We start from the raw sequence: 18738 nt of genomic DNA on the forward strand, positions 1-18738 counted from the left end.
TATAAAATATCTATTAAATTTAGCACATTACCTATGAGGATAACTTTAATTATTCCAGCAAATAACAACCATTTAAGTTAATGGCGTAAAGTTAAAACAATCATGGTAATTAGTGATCAATTTAATGTTTATTTATACTGAATATATGTAGCTAAAGTAGATCGAGCCAAACTTAGCAAATATTATTCTCACGCCAACGGCAGAATCTATTGTGTCCGGTTAGTCAGTATCTATATTCGATTTCAAAGGGTTAATCTTACATCCTCAATTTATAAACTTTAGTATAAAGTAACATAGAGTTATTTATTCATTCTCTCTAAGTTAAGTAACCACTCTTTACGTGCTATCCCACCACCATAGCCACCTAATTGGCCATTTTCCTTGATAACGCGATGACAAGGGATGATAATTGCCAGTTGATTTGCTCCATTGGCTTGCGCTACGGCTCTAAAAGCAGAGGGCTTTCCAAGAGATTTAGCAATATCTGAGTAGGTCCTTGTTTCGCCGGCAGGAATTCTTTGTAATTCTTCCCATACCCTTTGTTGAAAAGATGTTCCAAGAAAAAAGACAGGTGTTTTAAAATAATTCAATTTACTAGTAAAGTATTCTGCTAGTTCTTTTTCAATGGACGTAATAGGTGATGTTTTTCCTGGCAAAATACATGCTTTTGTTTTAGATTTCAGACGCTCAATTTCTCGTTCTAGACCACGGCGATCAACAAATTCCAAAAGATATAATGCTGAGTCAGAACTAATAGCAAGCATTGACCCAAGTTTGGTATCAAGCCATGATGCATATAAAATAAATTTATTCTCAGATTGTGAAGGTGAAGTTCCTAAATGACGAGAAAATGCATCTCTTAGACCACTTCCAGATTCATAACCTATTGTTAACTGGGTATTAATGACTGAATCACCTTCTCGGATTTGTTTCATAGCAATTCCCAATCGACGAGCCCTTGCATAAGCAACAAAAGTCATACCAAATTGTTTCTTAAATTGACGACGTGCAGTTGAAGCGTCAATCGACATTTGTTGAAAGTCACTTTCTTTCCATCTTTTTTCTGGATTATCCTCAACAGTTTTTACAAGAAATTGAACAAGATCTGAAACCTGATTTGGAGATGATAGTGGTTGACAGCGTTTACAAGGGCGATAGCCTGCTAATAAAGCTTCTTGTGCTTCATTAAAAAAATCACAATGCTTAAATTTTGGTTTTCTTGCAGAGCAGGTTGGACGGCAGAAAACGCCTGTTGTCTTAACTCCAACAAAAAATATACCTTCGTAATGACTATCTTTAGCGATTAAAGCTTGATAATACTCTTGATATTTATGCATAGATAGATCTTCATAAACTATTTTCTCTGATTTATAGTATAAATTTTTTGTTATTAGCTTGCCGCCGAAAATCAGGCATCAATTTTTTAATTAAAATTTTATTACTTTTGAATAAAGGACAAAACCCAACTTAGAAGCGTTAAGAATATGAAAAAACTAATAGACTTACATCTTCGCTTAACTAATAATAAATTAACAACGATAAATGATTATAAAGCAGATGAAGCAGTGAATAACAAATCGGGCTTAACTTGGGAAAAATTATGGAATAATGTTAACCTAAATGCACTTAGTTTTTGGAAAAAAGATAGCGCTCTTGCCGTTGGTCCTGAAGGCGTAATTGCTGAGATAAAATACCTAGCCAAAAAATGTAAATAACAAGTTATTGTCTTCTTTGAGGATGTGTGATAAATAGCTTTGCTAGGTCATTCCTTGTTCCGGTAGATGGATTCCCACGCCAGTGGAGATCCATCCTTCAAGCTGTTTTGGCGGTTTTTAGGAGATTGGATACTCGCCTACGCGGTATGACAGAGAAGGAGCGGGTATGATAGAGAATAAAAAGTAGTCAGACGCCTCGCTACCCAACAAAAACCTTGTCATTCCCGCGCGGCATTGTTGCGTAGCTAATAAATGTCTTTCCCGCGCAGGAATCCATCTAAAAATTAACCTCAGTGCTAATTGATGAATAGATCCCCGCCTTCGCGGGGATGACATAAAATTCATGGGTATGACATAAAATTCGCGGGATGATATAGAATTTTCGGGATGATATAGGATCATTTTTGGTTATAGTTAATTCTTTAACTTATCCACGCAATAATACCTTTCGGCGCAGGCAGAAATCTACCATCAAAGCTGCTTTAGCAGTTCTTACAGAGATTGGATACTCGCCTATACAAGTATGACAGAAAGCGAAAAACAGAAAACGAAATTGATAGAAGTCATCTAAGGAGAGATAATTTAATAGATTAACAGATGTAGGAATTTATAATGAAAGATATTCATAAAAATGTTAGTTTATTTGAAAAAGATTTAACAAAATTACCTCATGAAATACGTCGTCATTTGTTTAGCTTTTTTAATCAGAAAGAATTGAAAACAATGGCTAGAGTAAACAAAAAATTCCATGAGTATTGTATTGATGAACTTAAAGAATTAGCTAATAAATATAAATCTAATATTTTTTATACCGTTGGTAGTCCTATTCAATTTTCAGAGAATACTAGTAGCCATTATATTTTAGACCTGGACCCGCAGATAAGATATAGAAAAAATATTCCTCTTACAGAGATATATGATTCTTTCAGCGGAAAAAATATTGAAAGTATAAAGCTTTTTGCAAAGGAAGATGAAGCCTGTGAGTATTCTCGATTTTTAAGGAAAGGAAGCCATCTGAATGATGGTGAAGAGGCCTCGCAGCCTGCTATTTTTAAAGTCATTTATTTGAGTGAAATTAATTTTCTTGATAAAAAACAAGAAAAAATAATAATTAATCACAGGCAGCGATCTAACACATATGATTTAAATGAACGTACTAGCGATATCGAATTTTTTGAAGCCAAGAGAATAGATGTTATTCCATTAGAGGGAACATTAAAAATTCATTATTGTGAAAAAGGTAAATTTCTTGATTATGGAACAATAAATTATTCTAATTTTAGTTTAAAGCAAGAAGAAAATTATTTTAATTTCAAAAGTTGTACTATTTGTTGAAAAAAGTTGGTAAACGTAGATCGGACCTTGGCCTGATCTATGTCATCCCCGCAAAAGGCGGGGTTTACCCTTAGGATCACTACACTTGTTACACCAGCGCTTACTAGCTATTTAACTGTATCATTACCTAGATTACCAATATGAAACACCCTCTAAATATAGACTTGTTTATTTTTTTCCAATCACTGTCTAATGATGTAATCGATAATTGTAATACTAAAATTCAAGATGTCATAAGTAGTTTAAAGTTTTCTAATTCTGTTAATTTTAGATTTAGATTTTTTATAAATAGGTCACTATTTCCTTGACTAAATGATTTTTAATTTAATAGACTTCAAAAAAATTATAATAAGAATAGAGGCTTGGAATGAAAAATAGATTTTTATCCTATATACAAGATTGTTTTGAATCATTAGCAAAACAAGATTCCCACTTATTTAACTTAATAGAAGAAGAACATCAAAGACAGGATAGCTCACTCATTTTAGTCGCTTCATCTGGCGTTGCTTATCCATCGGTAATTGCTGCCAGCACTAGCGATATCACCAATTTAACTTTGGAAGGATATATCGGTAATCGTTTTCATGCTGGATGTGAAGTGATTGATCAAATAGAGCATTTAGCTATTGAAAGAGCAAAGTTAGTTTTTAAAGCGCGTTATGCTAACGTTCAGCCCTTAAGCGCAGCTATTGCAAATAATGGCTTACTTTTTAGTTTATTAGATGCTAACGATACAATCTTGGGCATGCACCTGGATGCAGGCGGGCACTTAACACATGGCGCGAAGGCTTCTATTTCCGGTAAATATTTTCATGCGGTTTCTTATGGTGTGAATTCAGAAGGCTTAATTGATTATGATGAAGTTAGAGCTTTAGCTAGAAAGCATCGACCAAAGCTTATTATTTGTGGTGCCAGCGCCTATCCTAGACTTATTGACTATAAAATTTTTCGCGAAATTGCTGATGAAGTAGGAAGTTATTTGTTAGCTGATATTTCGCATATAGCCGGTTTAATTGCTGCTGAACTTATACCTAGTCCTATTGATGATGCGCATTTTGTTGTCACTAGTACTTCTAAGCAATTATACGGGCCTCGCGGCGGTTTAATTTTAATGGGTAAAGAAGCTGATACTATTGTTAATGGTAAAACATTAGCTAATCTTGTGCAAAGTAGTATTTTTCCGGGCATTCAAGGTGCACCTAACTTAGCTTCTGTTACAGCTAAGGCGGTCATGTTTGGAGAGATATTAGCAAATGATACATTTCTACCCATGATGAAACGAGTGCAAAAAAATGCAAAATACTTAGCTGATGCATTAAGCGAAAAAGGTTATCGAATTTTAGCTGGAGGAACGGATACTCATATGGTGCTTATAGATATTTTCTCTTCGAAAGCGATGACCGGGTTTATTGCTGAAAAAGCATTAGAGCAATGTCGAGTTATCGTAAATAAAAATAGAATACCAGGCGATCAACATTCTGTTTTTGTAACTAGCGGAATTAGGCTCGGTACCAATACTATTGCTTATCATGGTATGGAAAAAGAAGGCGTGATGGCCTGTGTTGACATTATTAATAAGATACTTTCTTCAACCCAGTGCATTGATAAGAAGCAATTTGAATTAAACCCAAAAATAAAACAAGAAGCCATGGAAGGCATTACTTACATCAAACAAAATTTTTGTAATAAGGATTTGAAAATAAATAAAAATTACGAATCTCTTACAGAGAGTTTAGTCTAATTTTTATTTAAGGAATGATGTGATGTTTTCTATAATAATCAGCATCTTGTTTCTACATTTGGGTTTTGTAGCGTTGCCTGGGCCGGATTTCGCTATAGCAATGAATACAAGTCTTACGTGTGGAAGAAAAGCAGGAATTTTATGTGCCAGTGGTATTGCTACTGGCATGTTATTTAACGGTTTTATTAGTTTTTTATTAGGAGCAGCTCTTAATAAAAATTATCCAAAACTTTATTTTCTATTTATATCTTTGGGACTCATCTATTTATTTTATATTGGTTTTAGTTTGATTCTTAAATTTTATTTTTCTAATAGAAATACTTATCATCAACCTGTTTCTATTCAATTAAAAAAATCTTTTTTCATGGGCTTTATTACGAATTTAACAAACGTCAAAATTACTCTTTTTTTTACATCTATTCTGCCTTTATTTATGAGTCTTAATAAATATTTTCAATTTATTGCTTGGGTAAGTATTGGAGTAACTACCTTTGCTTGGTTTAGTTTTGTAGCTTATTTTTGTGATAAGAAAATTAAAAATATTTTTATTAATCAAATTCACTATATTGAATTAGCAATGGGTATCATCATAATTATGTTCTCTCTAGTGACTTTTTATAAGTTTGTCATATAGATTCTAAAATAATGAATTACCTTATAATATGCAAAGCTAATTATCGTGATAATTAACTTTGCTTAAAAGGTTTTTCTTAGCAAAGCTTAGCTAAACTGCCATGTTGCTCTTTCATCATACGTTGCTGATGCCTAGCCACTTCTTCTTGGCACTCTTGTACAAGGTATTTAGAACTTTTCAGATCTAGCGCTGTTTCATTGTTGTTATTTACAATAGTGCTATCAACACGTTCATCCTGCAGTAAACGTTTAACACAGCTTAAGTGGCCTCGTTCTACAGCGTCATGGAGCGCCGTATAGCCCACATTGTCTTGTCTATTTGGATCTAGTTTAGGATCTGCTAGAAACAATTCAAGAACTGCCACATCACCAATGGATGTTGCCATAAATAAGATGGGTTCTGATGTTGCCATAAGTGCATTAATATCAATACTTGGAGTTTTTAACATCATTTTGACAATTTCAAAAGCATCCTCATATTCTTTCCCTTTTTTTCCAGCCATTTTTTGTATTGCTTCTGTTAAAGGGGCTGTGCAATAGAATGAGCTATAATTAACTACTTTAATATGGGGGTAAGCTATTAGACATCCACGAATAGCACGTACATCATTTAGACGAAGAGCTACAATAAGATAATCTACATCTTCTTTAATAATACCTGGATTACTATTTTTGAAATTCTCAAAATAGGCAAGATCAGCCTTTCTTTCTTGTTTCTTTGATTTGATCAGCTGCTTTAAAGTATCGTCTTTGGTCATTTTAGCTACAGAGCCTCCCCGATTAGGTGGTCTAAACAATGTATGTGGATATTCAGATAATAATCTAACTGTAGCAGTGTGACCTTGAGTAAGAGCTAATTGTATGGGGGTAACACCATTCACATCCGCTTCATCTGGATTAGCCCCAGCATAGTAAATCAGATCATGGATATTTACATTATGACCACTTCTTGCTGCAGCATGAATGGCGGTACTATAGTTGTGAGTGGGTTTTGTTACTACTGTTGGATAAAAATCCATAAGTAACTGTAAAATTTTTGGATTCCTACTTGCTGCATAATAGGCGCTATATTCGCTCGTTTTAGCACCATGTTTGAGTAAAGCCTCTACTAGATCTACCCTGTCTGCTTTAATGGCATAGTCTAGTGCATTATCGTAATTGGTCCTAGCTGTACTAGCTCCTGCTTTAATTAAGAGCTCAATCATTTCGACAGATTTTACTAAACATAAGGACTCTTGCTCAAACCAGTTAGTCTGATTGACTGCTTGAGGAAACAGTTGGATGAGTGACGAAGCAAGTGCTAAATTGTTATTCACTACAGCAAAGTGTAGCAGAGGATAACCCTGAAATGTTTGTTTATCTAAAGACCATGAGCTTAATTCATTTAAGTTGTCAACAGTCACCGTATCATTAAGAAAATGATCCAATATTTCTAAACGACGATTCATGTTAGGATTGAGAGCTATACCAAGTGATTGTATTTGCTTGTCAAACTGCTCCGTAGAACTACCTTTAATTCGTTGCTTCCATTGGTGCAGCATGAATTCAGCTTGCATGATTTCCTGGTTAGCTTCAGATGCAAAATGATTTTTTAACAATTTTTCTGTTAACTCCAGTTTTTCCTCAGGCATTAATTTTTGGACAATTAAGCGCATTAATAGATGGGGTAGAACAGGATTATTAACATAGCGCGATATAAATTCTTCTAGATAAAATTGTTCAAAAAAGCTTATAGTATCTGTGAATAATTCGTCAGCAATCTCTTGGGGTAAAAACAAACGATATTTTACTTTCAAGGCGATTAACATACTTGCAAGACTACAATTGCCAACAGTTTGAAATTTTCCAGCAATAGTACTGTCAAATACTAATCCTAAAATGTTATGCAAATCACGCTGAATGTATGGTTTATTTGATTCTCGATTACTCTCATGGTAGAGCTTATCTAGGACTGCCTCTGTTAAATTTTGAGTCTTTGTTATTTTATAATGCTCAGTGGTCGCGTCCATGCTACAGCCGCCACCATTATTACGGTAAAAATCATCTTGGTGAAAAATGAGATCTACTGCGTGCTCAAGCCAGCCTGTAATTATTTCCGCACCTGAATTTTTGCTGTCAGCTAGTACAGATGATAGTAGATTAGCTTTAGAGGATTTAATTGACGGATAATAATCACCCCAAGGCAAAGACAAAAAATAAAAGCGCACTGCTTTTATTGTCATATTTCTTACTTGCTTAATAGCATCATGATAGGCAGTGTATCTTCCATTTATCTCACAATCTCTGACATAAGCATTCATCAAATGTACTAGAAAGGGTGCGGTATCAGAAAAAGTGCTCCCAGTTAGCAGGGTAAGGTTGTTATTGATTGGTATTGAGCCACTTAATGAAAATAAATGGCCAAACATTTTGCAATCTTTAATGAGGCCAGAATTTGCCTTAGCCGCAAGATATTGTTCTTCCCAGGCTAACATAGTCTCGTCAAAGCACTCTAAATTAAAAGCTAATTCGCTGACATAATTTAATGCTTGTAATCGTTCATCACTGTTTTCTGTCGTTAAGTTCTTAACATGACCTATGATTACATTTAGATCAGACTTTGGATTGAATTTTTTGAGGTCAGTGTATATTTCATCTCGTTCAAAAAAAGGTTTACTAATAGCGATACTAGCAAGGCAATACTCTATATCTATATCAATATTTGCTTTAATCAGCGCTTTAGTTAAAGATATTAATGTAGACTCAGATATCTGATTTTGACGAAAGTCATTAAAGCAATCTGATATAATATGCTTAAGAAACTCACTGTTTTCTTTTTGATCTTTGCATAAGTCAAGGAGCTCTTTAAATTCGGATTTAATGAAGAAATCAGAACTTCTAAGTAACTCACTCAACACCGTTCTACCGCTTGAATTTTTTTCAAAAAATAAAGATGGGTGTAGTTTAAGAACAGATAGCAGCAATACTTTATTTCCATAGTCTGATCTATTTGCTTTATTCTCCTTAATTAAATCAATTACAGTTTTACCCTCACTATTTTTATGTAAAACATCAATACCTTTCTTTATAAGTAGGGCTGCAATGTCTTCAACCGAATACTGGCAATAAATAATTGCAAGCTGCAAATAGTTATTTCCATCTTTATCTAACGTATTAACATCGAATTGCTCATGATTGATTAATTCGCTAATTAATTTCATGTCTTTATAGTCGTCATTCGACAAGATCTGCGCTAGAGCTGTTTGTCCATAATTATTTTTGATATTGGGATTTGTTTTAATATTTTTAGCTACATCATAAAGGTACTCTCTATAAGAATATGAATTTTCAGAGATCATATGTAGCAATATAGAATTATATTTGGAGGTTTTCTGGTTGGGGTTAAAGTCTTTATGTTTTATTAACTTTTTCAGTGAATCTTCTACTTGGTAGCAATTTGAATTAGAAATTAATTCGAAAAGTGTTAGGTCTGCATTAAATTGCTGATTAACATCAAACTCTTTATTTTCAAACAATAAATCAAAAGTTTTGTTTGTGTAGAATGATTCATGCTTTAAATAATAGATTAGAAAACTATTACCCTGCTTATCAATAGCATTCGCCGGGGCTCCAGCTTGTATTAATACTTGAACATAATCGGAAAAATCACTATTTTTCGCATGATTTGATTTAGCCAATACATGCAAAACTGAATCACCATCCTCAGTAAGATCCGTAGCAGCAAAATTTTCTTCCCTAAGTTTAATTAAAATTTCAGACGGTTGGTTTGTATTATTAAATAGATCGAGTAGCTTTTCACTTAACATATTTTTATCAACCTGATTTAAAAAAAGCTAGTTTAGCAAGTAAAGATTAATAAAATATTAAGCACTAGTGAAAATTAAATTTTAGGCAATATGTAGGGTAAAGAACCTTTTAAACTTAGATTAATAGGAAGGAAAGCTTACTTGCCTCGATGAGCTTTAATGTAATTATATTTATTAGCTTTTAAATGTTAGTTACCGAGCTCGGAGGTGTTTTAGCAACAGAAGTAGAATAATTTGTATATTTTAAAAGTAAATACTTTATTATTTTATTGAGCACAATACAAATAGCAGTTGCACTAAGTAATATAATGAACATATGAGTAAAGGTTTGACTGTAATGGAATTTTAGCTCAACTACAGACATAGAATCAGGAGCAATTGCAGTAAGGTTAGCTAATTTACCCGATAGATAGGCACCAATTCCTAACGAGACAAAGAAAATGCCCATCATAGTGCTTACTTTTTCTCGGCTAGCAAGTGTCGTTATTGCTGCAAGTCCAACTGGTGACAGTAATAACTCTGCTATGGAAATTAATAAATAAGTGGGTATAAAGAATAAAGGCGATAATAAGGCTTTGGAATTTTCCGAAAAATGGCACACTAAAATAATAAATACATAAGCTAAAGTTGTAAAAATCATAGCCAGTAAAAATTTATTACCAGTTCTAATACCACTTTGCTCGAGAGTTAATTTATGCTTGTTTTTGGACATAAAATAGCCAAAAAATAACATGCCGAAACTTTGAATACTAACATAATAGGGTGGAGGAAATTTAATGCCTAATAGGGTAGGTTTAACTACTCTAGCAATAAATAAAGTTAATGACAGAAACATTTGAAAATAGAAAGCCCAAAACATAACCGAGACAATACAAAGCAATCCTATAACCATCGTTTGATTAGCTTGCTTAGCAGGTTCGTGAATGTAAGTCAAAATAAGGTAACTTAATGACAATAAAACAACAAAGCCAAATGCTAAATCAGCAAAATGAGGATAAAATAAAATGAAAAAGGAAATAGACCAAAGGATAGCAATTAATAAAGCAGCTTTAATTGTTTTACTAGGGGAATATTGATAAATTTGATAATCACTAATTTGATAGCACTTAGCACCCATAATAAAGACTAAAGCAGCAATTATCATACCGAAAGCAGCACTTATAAAAGCAATTGGCCAACCAAAATAGAGATTTAAATAACTAGGTAAGGTAGTTCCTAATATAATTCCTGAAGTTATGCCCATATAAAAAATGGTAAATCCACGCTCTTTATTAGGACAATCAGTATCATAGGCATTACCTAATAAAGAAGAAATGTTGGGCTTAAGTAATCCTGTGCCTACTGCAACCCCTGCTAAGGCCGTAATTAATCCTTGGGTAGATGCTACACAGGCTAAAGCAATATAACTAATAAATAAAAAGAAGGCGCCTGTAATGATCGTTCGCTTTTGGCCAAGTAATTGATCAGCAATCCAGCCTCCAACAATGGGTGAGAGATAAGTAAGCGCAGTAAAAGAACCTACTAATGCATAAACTTGCTTATCAGGCCACTTAAAATGTAAAGCCATATATAAAGCAAGTAGAGACTGAACCACATAAAAGCCATAACGCTCCCACATCTCTGTGGCAAAGAATACTCGTAATGCTGGCGGTTGTTTAATATTATTTTCCACTTTCGTTTGCTTCAAGAAAAGCCAATACTATATATTAACATAAATGATTGTTTATTTTATATTCTTCCTGTAGAAATAAATGAATTTTTTCGTATTTAATAGAGACGCTTTTTTAAACCAATGCCAGAAGCATTAAGGTTTAACATTAAATTCTCACAAAAATAGAATAATGTATTTATTCATTAAATATTGTATAATTTATTATCACACTTGGATAAAAATTGTATATTTTTATGAAAGGAAAAGATGAAGACGAAGTTTCTAAAGTATCTAAGTTAGATAGTGTTATTAACTCTAATAGTTTATTTTCTGCAAAACCTTCTCAAAGAAGTCAATTAGGCATGGCTTCATCTATTGATCGTTTAAAAGATTTTTCTAATGCAAATCAAAGTTTATGGATAGAATTAAGTCATCAGACTATTAATGAATTAATTAGTTTATTAGCTACTTTCCCTAACACTAAACCTATATTGCGCTCAGATATTCGCTGCCCTGAAGAGGTACTATCTACCAAATTAGGTTGCGCTTACGCTTTTTTAGCAAGTAAACGGCGTGAGATAGCTAAGATTTTAAAACATAAGCCATTAGGTCATCAATTTGGTTTATTTAATAAAGCAGGTTTTGCATCTACTGATGACTTTAATTTAAATAAACATTTACCGACTCAGCGTGATAAAATTTATGCATTACTTATGGGTTTAGTGCATACTAAACATCCTTTAATTGAAGTGAGCAAATTAAATAAAGTACCTGCAACTGATTATTACGTAGAAACTGGAAAGATTGAAGATGAAGCTAACCCTGCAGTAGAGGATAAAAAGATTTCAGCAGCATTGGAAGATGTTGAACTTTATAACATAAAAATCAAGCGAAGCGCTGAGGAAATGAAGCAAATACATATCATGAATATGGCCTCAAATCAACCATTTATTGAAGATGATACAGTACTTACTATTACCTTTAATAATTATGGCAAAGACGATCTAAGAACCTCAATTATTATAGATCATAATCCAACGCCATTTGCGGAAGATTACGCAAGTGAGTCAAGTTTTTTCAGGGTGCAATTTCAGTTATTAGAACCTTATTTTATAGCCTGTTTAGATTGGCATCCTACGCAAGGAGTAGAGCAATTTTTAATTAATGCGGGTAAGCTTTGTTATGGTCTTGCCCGGTTACAGCCAGTAGGAAGAGGAAATTCAGCAATTGTCGAATGGTTAATTCGCGCTCTTGCTCAGGCTAAAAATATTGAGTTAAGTGCTTTTAATCCTACAGAGGGAATCGGTTGGGACTTTAAAGCTTTTTTAACAGTAGATATGGAAAGTTATGCTCAATGGTTTGCAAAGAATGCCTTCACGAAAGTTGTTCTTAAAGATTTATCAGCTACAACTTTAGAGAGTAATGAAGATAGGCCTTTTGTTTTATAGTTTGCAATTTTATTTATCACTTTCATAATGCATTAAATAATTATTATCACAGTAATAGCTTCTCTAAATTGATCTTCTTGTTCAAATAAGTCAATAATTCAAAATAGGACTGATAAAGGATAAATTACAATTATGGAAAATGTGCAACAAAGGCAGATAAAAGCGAAAACGGGCTCGACACTAGAGGCTAAAAGTTGGTTAACAGAAGCTGCCTTAAGAATGCTTTGTAATAATCTTGATCCAGACGTAGCTGAAGCGCCCGAATCTTTAATTGTCTATGGCGGACTTGGACGTGCAGCACGTAATTGGGAGTCTTTTAATAAACTTGTTGAAGTTCTTAAGCAATTAGAAGAAGATCAAACCCTCCTTGTTCAATCCGGAAAGCCTGTAGGTGTTTTTACAACGCATAAAGATGCACCTCGCGTATTAATTGCTAATTCTAATATCGTACCACATTGGGCGACCTGGGCTCACTTTAATGAATTAGAGCACAAAGGGTTGATGATGTACGGACAAATGACAGCAGGAAGTTGGATATATATCGGTTCACAAGGCATTATTCAGGGTACTTATGAAACGTTCAGTGCGGCAGCGAATAAGCATTTTAATGGCAATCTAAAAGGTCACTGGATATTAACAGCCGGTCTTGGTGGTATGGGAGGCGCACAACCTTTAGCGGCAGTAATGGCTGGAGCCAGTATGCTTGCTGTTGAATGTGATTTAAATCGTATTAAAAAGCGCCTACAGACTCGTTATCTCGACTGTTTTACTGATAACCTTGATGAGGCTTTACAATTAATCTCTGAGTCTTGCCAGAAAAAAGAGCCGCTATCAGTGGGTTTATTAGGAAATGCAGCTGAAATATATCCAGAGTTACTGCGCCGACAAGTAAAACCGTCACTCATCACGGATCAAACAAGCGCTCATGACCCCCTGAATGGTTATTTACCTAAAGGCTGGACATTAGAAAAAGCAGAATTCATGCGTAAAACATCACCTGATGAAGTTGTTAGCGCTGCAAAGCAGTCTATGGCTGAACAAGTAAACGCAATGCTTGGCTTTCAAGAGCAAGGTGTTGCGGTATTTGATTATGGTAATAATATTAGACAAATGGCTTATGAGCAAAATGTCAAAAATGCATTCAATATTCCAGGCTTTGTGCCAACCTATATAAGACCCTTATTTTGTGAAGGCATTGGACCTTTTCGTTGGGTTGCTCTTTCGGGTGATCCTAATGATATTTATGCCACTGATGAGAAAGTAAAAGAATTAATTCCGCATGATAAGCATTTACATCGCTGGTTAGCCATGGCACGTGAAAAAATTGCCTTTCAAGGCTTACCCGCTAGAATCTGTTGGTTAGGTCTTAAAGACAGAGCGCGTATAGGTTTGGCATTTAATGAGATGGTAAAAAATAAAGAAGTAAAAGCACCGATTGTTATAGGTCGCGATCACTTAGATTCTGGCTCTGTTGCAAGCCCTAACCGGGAAACAGAGGGTATGCAAGATGGTAGTGATGCTGTTTCTGATTGGCCATTTCTAAATGCCCTGTTAAACTGTGCAAGTGGTGCAACTTGGGTTAGTATTCACCATGGCGGCGGTGTAGGCATGGGATTTTCTCAGCATGCAGGCGTGGTTATTGTCGCTGATGGATCTGAAGCTGCAGCAAAACGTCTGCAACGCGTGCTGCACAATGATCCCGCCACCGGTGTTATGCGGCATGCTGATGCAGGCTATGAAATAGCTAAGCAATGTGCCAGAGAAAACCAATTATGGTTACCAATGCTATAAAGGGAGTTATAAGGATGGCCGAGTCTTTTGAGCTAAATCCAGGGCAATTAAATTTACAAGATATTTATTTTTTGCTAAACACGAGAGCAAAAGTTACACTTAGCCCATCCTGCTTACGACGCATTGAAGATTCTAATGAAACTGTTAAAAAAATCATTGCAGATGAAAAAACCGTCTATGGTATAAATACAGGTTTTGGTTCGCTGGCTTATCAAAGGATATCATCCGAGAAATTATATCAGTTACAACGTAATATTGTTTTATCCCATGCATGCGGCTCTGGTGAATTGCTAGCAGATGAAATCGTTGCACTCACTTTACTATTAAAAATAAATGCACTCGCTTGTGGCTATTCAGGCGTGCGGAAAGAGTTAATAGAAGCACTTTTGTTACTTTATAATAAGCAATTATATCCTTGTATTCCTGCTATGGGCTCTGTAGGCGCTTCAGGTGACTTAGCACCTTTAGCCCATTTAGCTTTGCCATTATTAGGTGAAGGAGAAATCCGTTTTAAAAATGAAATTATATCAGCTAAAGACGATAAGATAAGGGCAAGATTACCTCTTTTAGATTTAGGTCCTAAAGAGGGCTTAGCCTTGTTAAATGGCTTACAAGTTTCAACGTCTTTATGCCTTAAAGCGTTGTTTGATACTGACCTATTATTTAAGACGGCCCTACTAGCTGGGAGCCTTTCAATTGACGCAGCTAGAGGCAGTGATATCCCTTTTGATGATCGTATTCATCTTATTCGTGGTCATGAAACACAACGTCAAGTTGCTAGTCTCTATCGGTTATTTTTATCAGGCAGTCAAATTAGAGAGTCACATCGGCTATGTAATCGCGTTCAAGATCCGTATTCGCTTCGCTGCCAGCCTCAGATAATGGGCGCTATCTTGCATCAAATGAAATTTGTTGCACAAACACTGCAAGTTGAAGCTAACGCGGTAACGGATAACCCTCTAGTATTTTCAGCTGAAGGTGATATTTTATCAGGAGGAAATTTTCATGGCGAAATCCTTGCTATGGCGGCTGATAATCTAGCTTTAGCGATAGCTGAGATTGGTGCTAATGCTGAAAGGCGAATAGCGCTATTAATTGATCAGCATTTTAGTGGCTTACCTGCTTTTTTAGTCAATGATTGTGGTTTAAATTCAGGTTTTATGATAGCCCATGTCACAGCAGCTGCCTGTGCTAGTGATAATAAAGCTTTAGCACATCCTCACTCAGTCGATAGTTTACCAACTTCTGCTAATCAAGAAGATCACGTCTCAATGGCAACCAATGCAGGTAGACGTCTAAGTAACATGATTACTAACACAGCAACCATTTTAGCAATTGAGTTACTTGCAGCATGCCAAGGGTTAGAATTTCATGCGCCTTTGCAAACCTCACCCCTACTTAAAGAAGTTTACGAAAAAGTACGTACTTATGTATTGCCTCTTAATCAAGACCGGTATTTTGCACCAGATATCGCAATAATTAAAGAAAAAATTTTACAAGGCGAATTTAACAACTATGTCGCTGAAAATTTTTTCTAATTTACATAAAGGATAACTGTGACTGATCAAGATGAATTGCTATCTAGTTTTCAAAGGCATCAGCGCTTATTTGCTAGTCATTCTTATTTACCTATTGCAACTAGATTAAAAAATTTACGCTTATTAAAAAAATTATTACAACATAACGCCCTTTGTTTAGCAGAGGCAGTTAATAAAGATTATACGCATCGGGTACGTGAAGAAACGCTACTTCTTGAAATTCTCCCGACAATTAATGCTATTAATTATTGTCTAAAACAGTTAAAGAAGTGGGTAAAACCAAGAAAGAGGAGAATAGATTGGTACTTCGGTACTGGGAAAGGACATATTATAGCTCAACCCCTAGGTGTCGTAGGTATTATATCACCCTGGAATTATCCGATTCTTTTATCTATTGTGCCGCTTGCTTATGCTTTGGCTGCTGGTAATCAGGTTATGGTTAAAATGTCGGAATTTACGCCGAATGTCGGCCAAAAACTGCATGAACTGATTAAGCTTACGCCTGGCTTAAATGACTATGTCAGTCTGTATAATGGTGATATTGCTTATGCAGAAAGATTTACTAATCTACCATTTGCTCATCTATTGTTTACCGGTTCTACCACAGTGGGTAAAAAAGTAATGGCTGCTGCTAGTAAAAATTTAACACCGGTAACTTTAGAGTTAGGTGGTAAATCACCAACAATTCTTTCTTCTACAGCAAACATACGTTTTCTAAAAAGAATCTTTATGGGCAAACTGTTTAATGCAGGGCAGACTTGTCTTGCTCCTGATTACCTATTAATCGCAAGAAAGTGGGAAGATAATATTAAAAGTTTAGCTACTCAATTTATTCAGAAACACTACCCAAATATGACGGATAATAAGCACTATTCTAATATTATTTCTAGTAAACATAGCGAAAGGCTTTTAAGTTTACTGGAAGATGCTCGATCCAAAGGAGCAGATATTATCCAGTTAGGCGATTTTAAAGAAGGTGAGCGCTCCTTACCTCTTTACTTGGTCTTTAAGGTAAATTTCACTATGCAGCTTATGAAGGAAGAAATATTTGGTCCTATATTGCCCATTATTATTTATGATAACTTTCAAGAAGCTATTGATTTTATTTTATCATTACCCAATCCATTAGCTGTCTATTATTTCGGAAATAACAATTTTGAAATTAACCAACTACAATATGAAACACTATCAGGTGCTCTAGCTATAAATGATACAGTGACACAAGCAGCTATTGATGATTTGCCTTTCGGGGGCGTTGGTCAAAGTGGAATAGGCCGATATCATGGACAAGAAGGTTTTGATACTTTTTCTAATTTAAAACCAATTTTTAAGCAAGGCCGATTATCATCAATCACTTTTTTTTACCCACCCTATGGTAAATTATTGTATTATTTTCTTCGGTATTGGGCAGGTATTCGGATATCCAAAAATAACTTGGATTAAATACTTAATCCATCTGAAGCTTAAAGGTGTATGTTAATTATTATGACAGTTGAAATATTTACTGACGGCGCATGCAAAGGTAATCCAGGCCCTGGTGGCTGGGGCGCATTACTACGCTATAATGGCCAAGAGAAAAAGATTTATGGCGGTGAGACACTCACTACAAATAATCGTATGGAATTAACTGCTGCCATAAAAGCGCTACAGGCATTAAAACGGCCTTGTACGGTAGAGCTTTATACGGATTCTCAATATTTACGGCAAGGGATGACACTTTGGCTAACAGGCTGGAAGAAAAATGGTTGGCGAAATTCTAAAAGAGAGCCTGTAAAAAATGCTGATCTTTGGATACAACTAGATGAGTTAGCAAATCAGCATAAAATTAATTGGCATTGGGTTAAAGGACATAATGGTCATTATGAAAATGAGTTAGCTGATGCCTTAGCAAATCAAGGTATACTTGAGGCTGCAAAATAGCTAATTTATGCCATAATTTAAGCTATTATTGAAAAAAAATCTTTTTGTACTTACCAAAAAGGTAGAGCTTATACGAAAAGGTTTAAATACTTAATTTTTTATTTCAGGAAGTTGAATGCGGCAGATAGTTTTAGATACAGAAACAACTGGAATTGACCCTCAAAACGGGCATCGAATTATTGAAATAGGGTGTGTTGAATTAATTGATCGGAAGTTAACAGGCAATAATTATCATGTCTATTTAAATCCCGAGCGAGAAGTGGACGAGGGTGCTTTTAAAGTCCATGGTATCAGTACCGAGTTTCTTGCTGATAAGCCTAAATTTTGTGATATTGCGGAAGAATTGCTTACGTTTATTAAAGATGCAGAGCTAATTATTCATAATGCAGCGTTTGATATGGCTTTTTTAAATGCTGAATTAACTTTACTTAATTGGCCTCATCAACTGCATAATTATTGTAAGGTTCTTGATACTCTTTTATTAGCCCGTGAGAAGCATCCTGGCCAGCGAAATAGTTTAGATGCGCTTTGTAAACGTTATGAAATAGATAATTCTAATCGTCAATTGCATGGCGCACTGCTTGATGCTGAAATTTTAGCGCTTGTTTATTTAGCCATGACCGGCGGTCAGACCAGTTTGTTTGAAGATAACCTTAAACCAGTTGAGTCAGAAATTATCGATGTTGCGGTTAATGAAGTAGTTCTAAAGAGTTCTTCGCCCATTATCTATGCTACTGAACAAGAGTTGGCTACACATCAGGAATTCATTGAATTTCTGGTAAAGAAATCGGGTGTTAATCATTGGGAAGAGAAAAATTAATTTCAATTTTATTCACTGTTCGCACCATCGTGTTGTGTTGCGACTTGTTCACAGTATCCAATAGATAGTTAAGTTGAAAGTATTCGTTACTTCATCGTCATGCTGTGACTTATTTTCGCAAATTCTAGTTAAGAATTGTCTGCCATTTTTGCTAAATGAACACTTTCTTTATGAAAATGAAAAAAAATTAGCAAATTAGCTCAGCTAATTCACCCTTATTTCCCTATTTATCAGTAGAGGCCAGCAACATAGTGTAACTCGTTAACAAGCAAGATGATGGTGTGACACAGCTTATAAAATAGTATTTTCAGGTAAGGTAGGTGAGGAGAGGTTAATGGCC

The 18738-nt window shown here is 34.9% G+C and carries 13 protein-coding genes; 10 read left to right on the forward strand and 3 right to left on the reverse strand.

Features of this window, described 5'->3' with window-relative positions; translation table 11 throughout:
* Positions 1 to 299: 299 nt before the first annotated feature.
* Entirely contained in the window at positions 300 to 1337 is a 1038-nt protein-coding gene (locus ACQUW5_RS00005) for a bifunctional transcriptional activator/DNA repair enzyme AdaA (protein ID WP_444988777.1), read from the reverse strand.
* Positions 1338 to 1484: 147 nt separating this feature from the next.
* On the opposite strand from ACQUW5_RS00005, the gene ACQUW5_RS00010 reads away from it, so the two are divergent.
* The 4 genes from ACQUW5_RS00010 (at position 1485) to ACQUW5_RS00025 (ending at position 5425) form a co-directional block, all read left to right on the forward strand.
* Positions 1485 to 1715: a hypothetical protein gene (locus ACQUW5_RS00010; protein ID WP_444988779.1), complete on the forward strand. Its 231-nt coding sequence runs from the start codon at positions 1485 to 1487 to the stop codon at positions 1713 to 1715.
* Positions 1716 to 2327: 612 nt separating this feature from the next.
* Positions 2328 to 3050, forward strand: coding sequence for an F-box protein (locus ACQUW5_RS00015; protein ID WP_444988781.1), 723 nt, complete (start codon positions 2328 to 2330; stop codon positions 3048 to 3050).
* 367 nt (positions 3051 to 3417) lie between these two features.
* A complete protein-coding gene (gene glyA, locus ACQUW5_RS00020; RefSeq protein WP_444988783.1) occupies positions 3418 to 4791 on the forward strand; it encodes a serine hydroxymethyltransferase in 1374 nt (457 codons plus the stop codon).
* 22 nt (positions 4792 to 4813) lie between these two features.
* Positions 4814 to 5425, forward strand: coding sequence for a LysE family translocator (locus ACQUW5_RS00025; RefSeq protein WP_444988785.1), 612 nt, complete (start codon positions 4814 to 4816; stop codon positions 5423 to 5425).
* A gap of 76 nt (positions 5426 to 5501) precedes the next feature.
* Here the strand turns inward: ACQUW5_RS00025 and ACQUW5_RS00030 are convergent, their stop codons facing one another.
* On the reverse strand, positions 5502 to 9230 hold the full coding sequence (locus tag ACQUW5_RS00030; protein WP_444988787.1) for an ankyrin repeat domain-containing protein: 3729 nt from the start codon (positions 9228 to 9230) through the stop codon (positions 5502 to 5504).
* 181 nt (positions 9231 to 9411) lie between these two features.
* The gene (locus tag ACQUW5_RS00035) at positions 9412 to 10902 is read right to left on the reverse strand and encodes a peptide MFS transporter (RefSeq protein WP_444988789.1); all 1491 of its coding nucleotides are present in this window, start codon (positions 10900 to 10902) and stop codon (positions 9412 to 9414) included.
* 233 nt (positions 10903 to 11135) lie between these two features.
* On the opposite strand from ACQUW5_RS00035, the gene ACQUW5_RS00040 reads away from it, so the two are divergent.
* The 6 genes from ACQUW5_RS00040 to dnaQ all read left to right on the forward strand — a co-directional run bounded on the left by ACQUW5_RS00040 (position 11136) and on the right by dnaQ (position 18398).
* Positions 11136 to 12329 (forward strand): hypothetical protein, encoded by a 1194-nt coding sequence (locus ACQUW5_RS00040; RefSeq protein ID WP_444988791.1) that lies wholly within the window; start codon positions 11136 to 11138, stop codon positions 12327 to 12329.
* Positions 12330 to 12461: 132 nt separating this feature from the next.
* The gene (hutU, locus tag ACQUW5_RS00045) at positions 12462 to 14120 is read left to right on the forward strand and encodes a urocanate hydratase (protein WP_444988793.1); all 1659 of its coding nucleotides are present in this window, start codon (positions 12462 to 12464) and stop codon (positions 14118 to 14120) included.
* Between the two features lie 14 nt (positions 14121 to 14134).
* On the forward strand, positions 14135 to 15658 hold the full coding sequence (hutH, locus tag ACQUW5_RS00050) for a histidine ammonia-lyase (protein ID WP_444988795.1): 1524 nt from the start codon (positions 14135 to 14137) through the stop codon (positions 15656 to 15658).
* An 18-nt stretch (positions 15659 to 15676) separates the two neighbouring features.
* Entirely contained in the window at positions 15677 to 17101 is a 1425-nt protein-coding gene (locus tag ACQUW5_RS00055) for an aldehyde dehydrogenase family protein (RefSeq protein ID WP_444988797.1), read from the forward strand.
* Between the two features lie 42 nt (positions 17102 to 17143).
* Positions 17144 to 17578 (forward strand): ribonuclease HI, encoded by a 435-nt coding sequence (rnhA, locus tag ACQUW5_RS00060; RefSeq protein ID WP_444988799.1) that lies wholly within the window; start codon positions 17144 to 17146, stop codon positions 17576 to 17578.
* 115 nt (positions 17579 to 17693) lie between these two features.
* Positions 17694 to 18398 carry a DNA polymerase III subunit epsilon gene (dnaQ, locus tag ACQUW5_RS00065; RefSeq protein WP_444988801.1) on the forward strand — a complete coding sequence of 235 codons (705 nt, stop codon included), beginning with the start codon at positions 17694 to 17696 and terminating at the stop codon, positions 18396 to 18398.
* The last annotated feature ends 340 nt before the right edge of the window (positions 18399 to 18738 follow it).

It is taken from the genome of Legionella pelazae, from assembly GCF_052527395.1.

What these genes read in the sequence shown, in the direction of transcription:
- ACQUW5_RS00005 (WP_444988777.1), bottom strand. Translation starts at nt 1,337, where the DNA reads ATGCATAAATATCAAGAGTATTATCAAGCTTTAATCGCTAAAGATAGT.
- ACQUW5_RS00010 (WP_444988779.1), top strand. Translation starts at nt 1,485, where the DNA reads ATGAAAAAACTAATAGACTTACATCTTCGCTTAACTAATAATAAATTA.
- ACQUW5_RS00015 (WP_444988781.1), top strand. Translation starts at nt 2,328, where the DNA reads ATGAAAGATATTCATAAAAATGTTAGTTTATTTGAAAAAGATTTAACA.
- glyA (WP_444988783.1), top strand. Translation starts at nt 3,418, where the DNA reads ATGAAAAATAGATTTTTATCCTATATACAAGATTGTTTTGAATCATTA.
- ACQUW5_RS00025 (WP_444988785.1), top strand. Translation starts at nt 4,814, where the DNA reads ATGTTTTCTATAATAATCAGCATCTTGTTTCTACATTTGGGTTTTGTA.
- ACQUW5_RS00030 (WP_444988787.1), bottom strand. Translation starts at nt 9,230, where the DNA reads ATGTTAAGTGAAAAGCTACTCGATCTATTTAATAATACAAACCAACCG.
- ACQUW5_RS00040 (WP_444988791.1), top strand. Translation starts at nt 11,136, where the DNA reads ATGAAAGGAAAAGATGAAGACGAAGTTTCTAAAGTATCTAAGTTAGAT.
- hutU (WP_444988793.1), top strand. Translation starts at nt 12,462, where the DNA reads ATGGAAAATGTGCAACAAAGGCAGATAAAAGCGAAAACGGGCTCGACA.
- hutH (WP_444988795.1), top strand. Translation starts at nt 14,135, where the DNA reads ATGGCCGAGTCTTTTGAGCTAAATCCAGGGCAATTAAATTTACAAGAT.
- rnhA (WP_444988799.1), top strand. Translation starts at nt 17,144, where the DNA reads ATGACAGTTGAAATATTTACTGACGGCGCATGCAAAGGTAATCCAGGC.
- dnaQ (WP_444988801.1), top strand. Translation starts at nt 17,694, where the DNA reads ATGCGGCAGATAGTTTTAGATACAGAAACAACTGGAATTGACCCTCAA.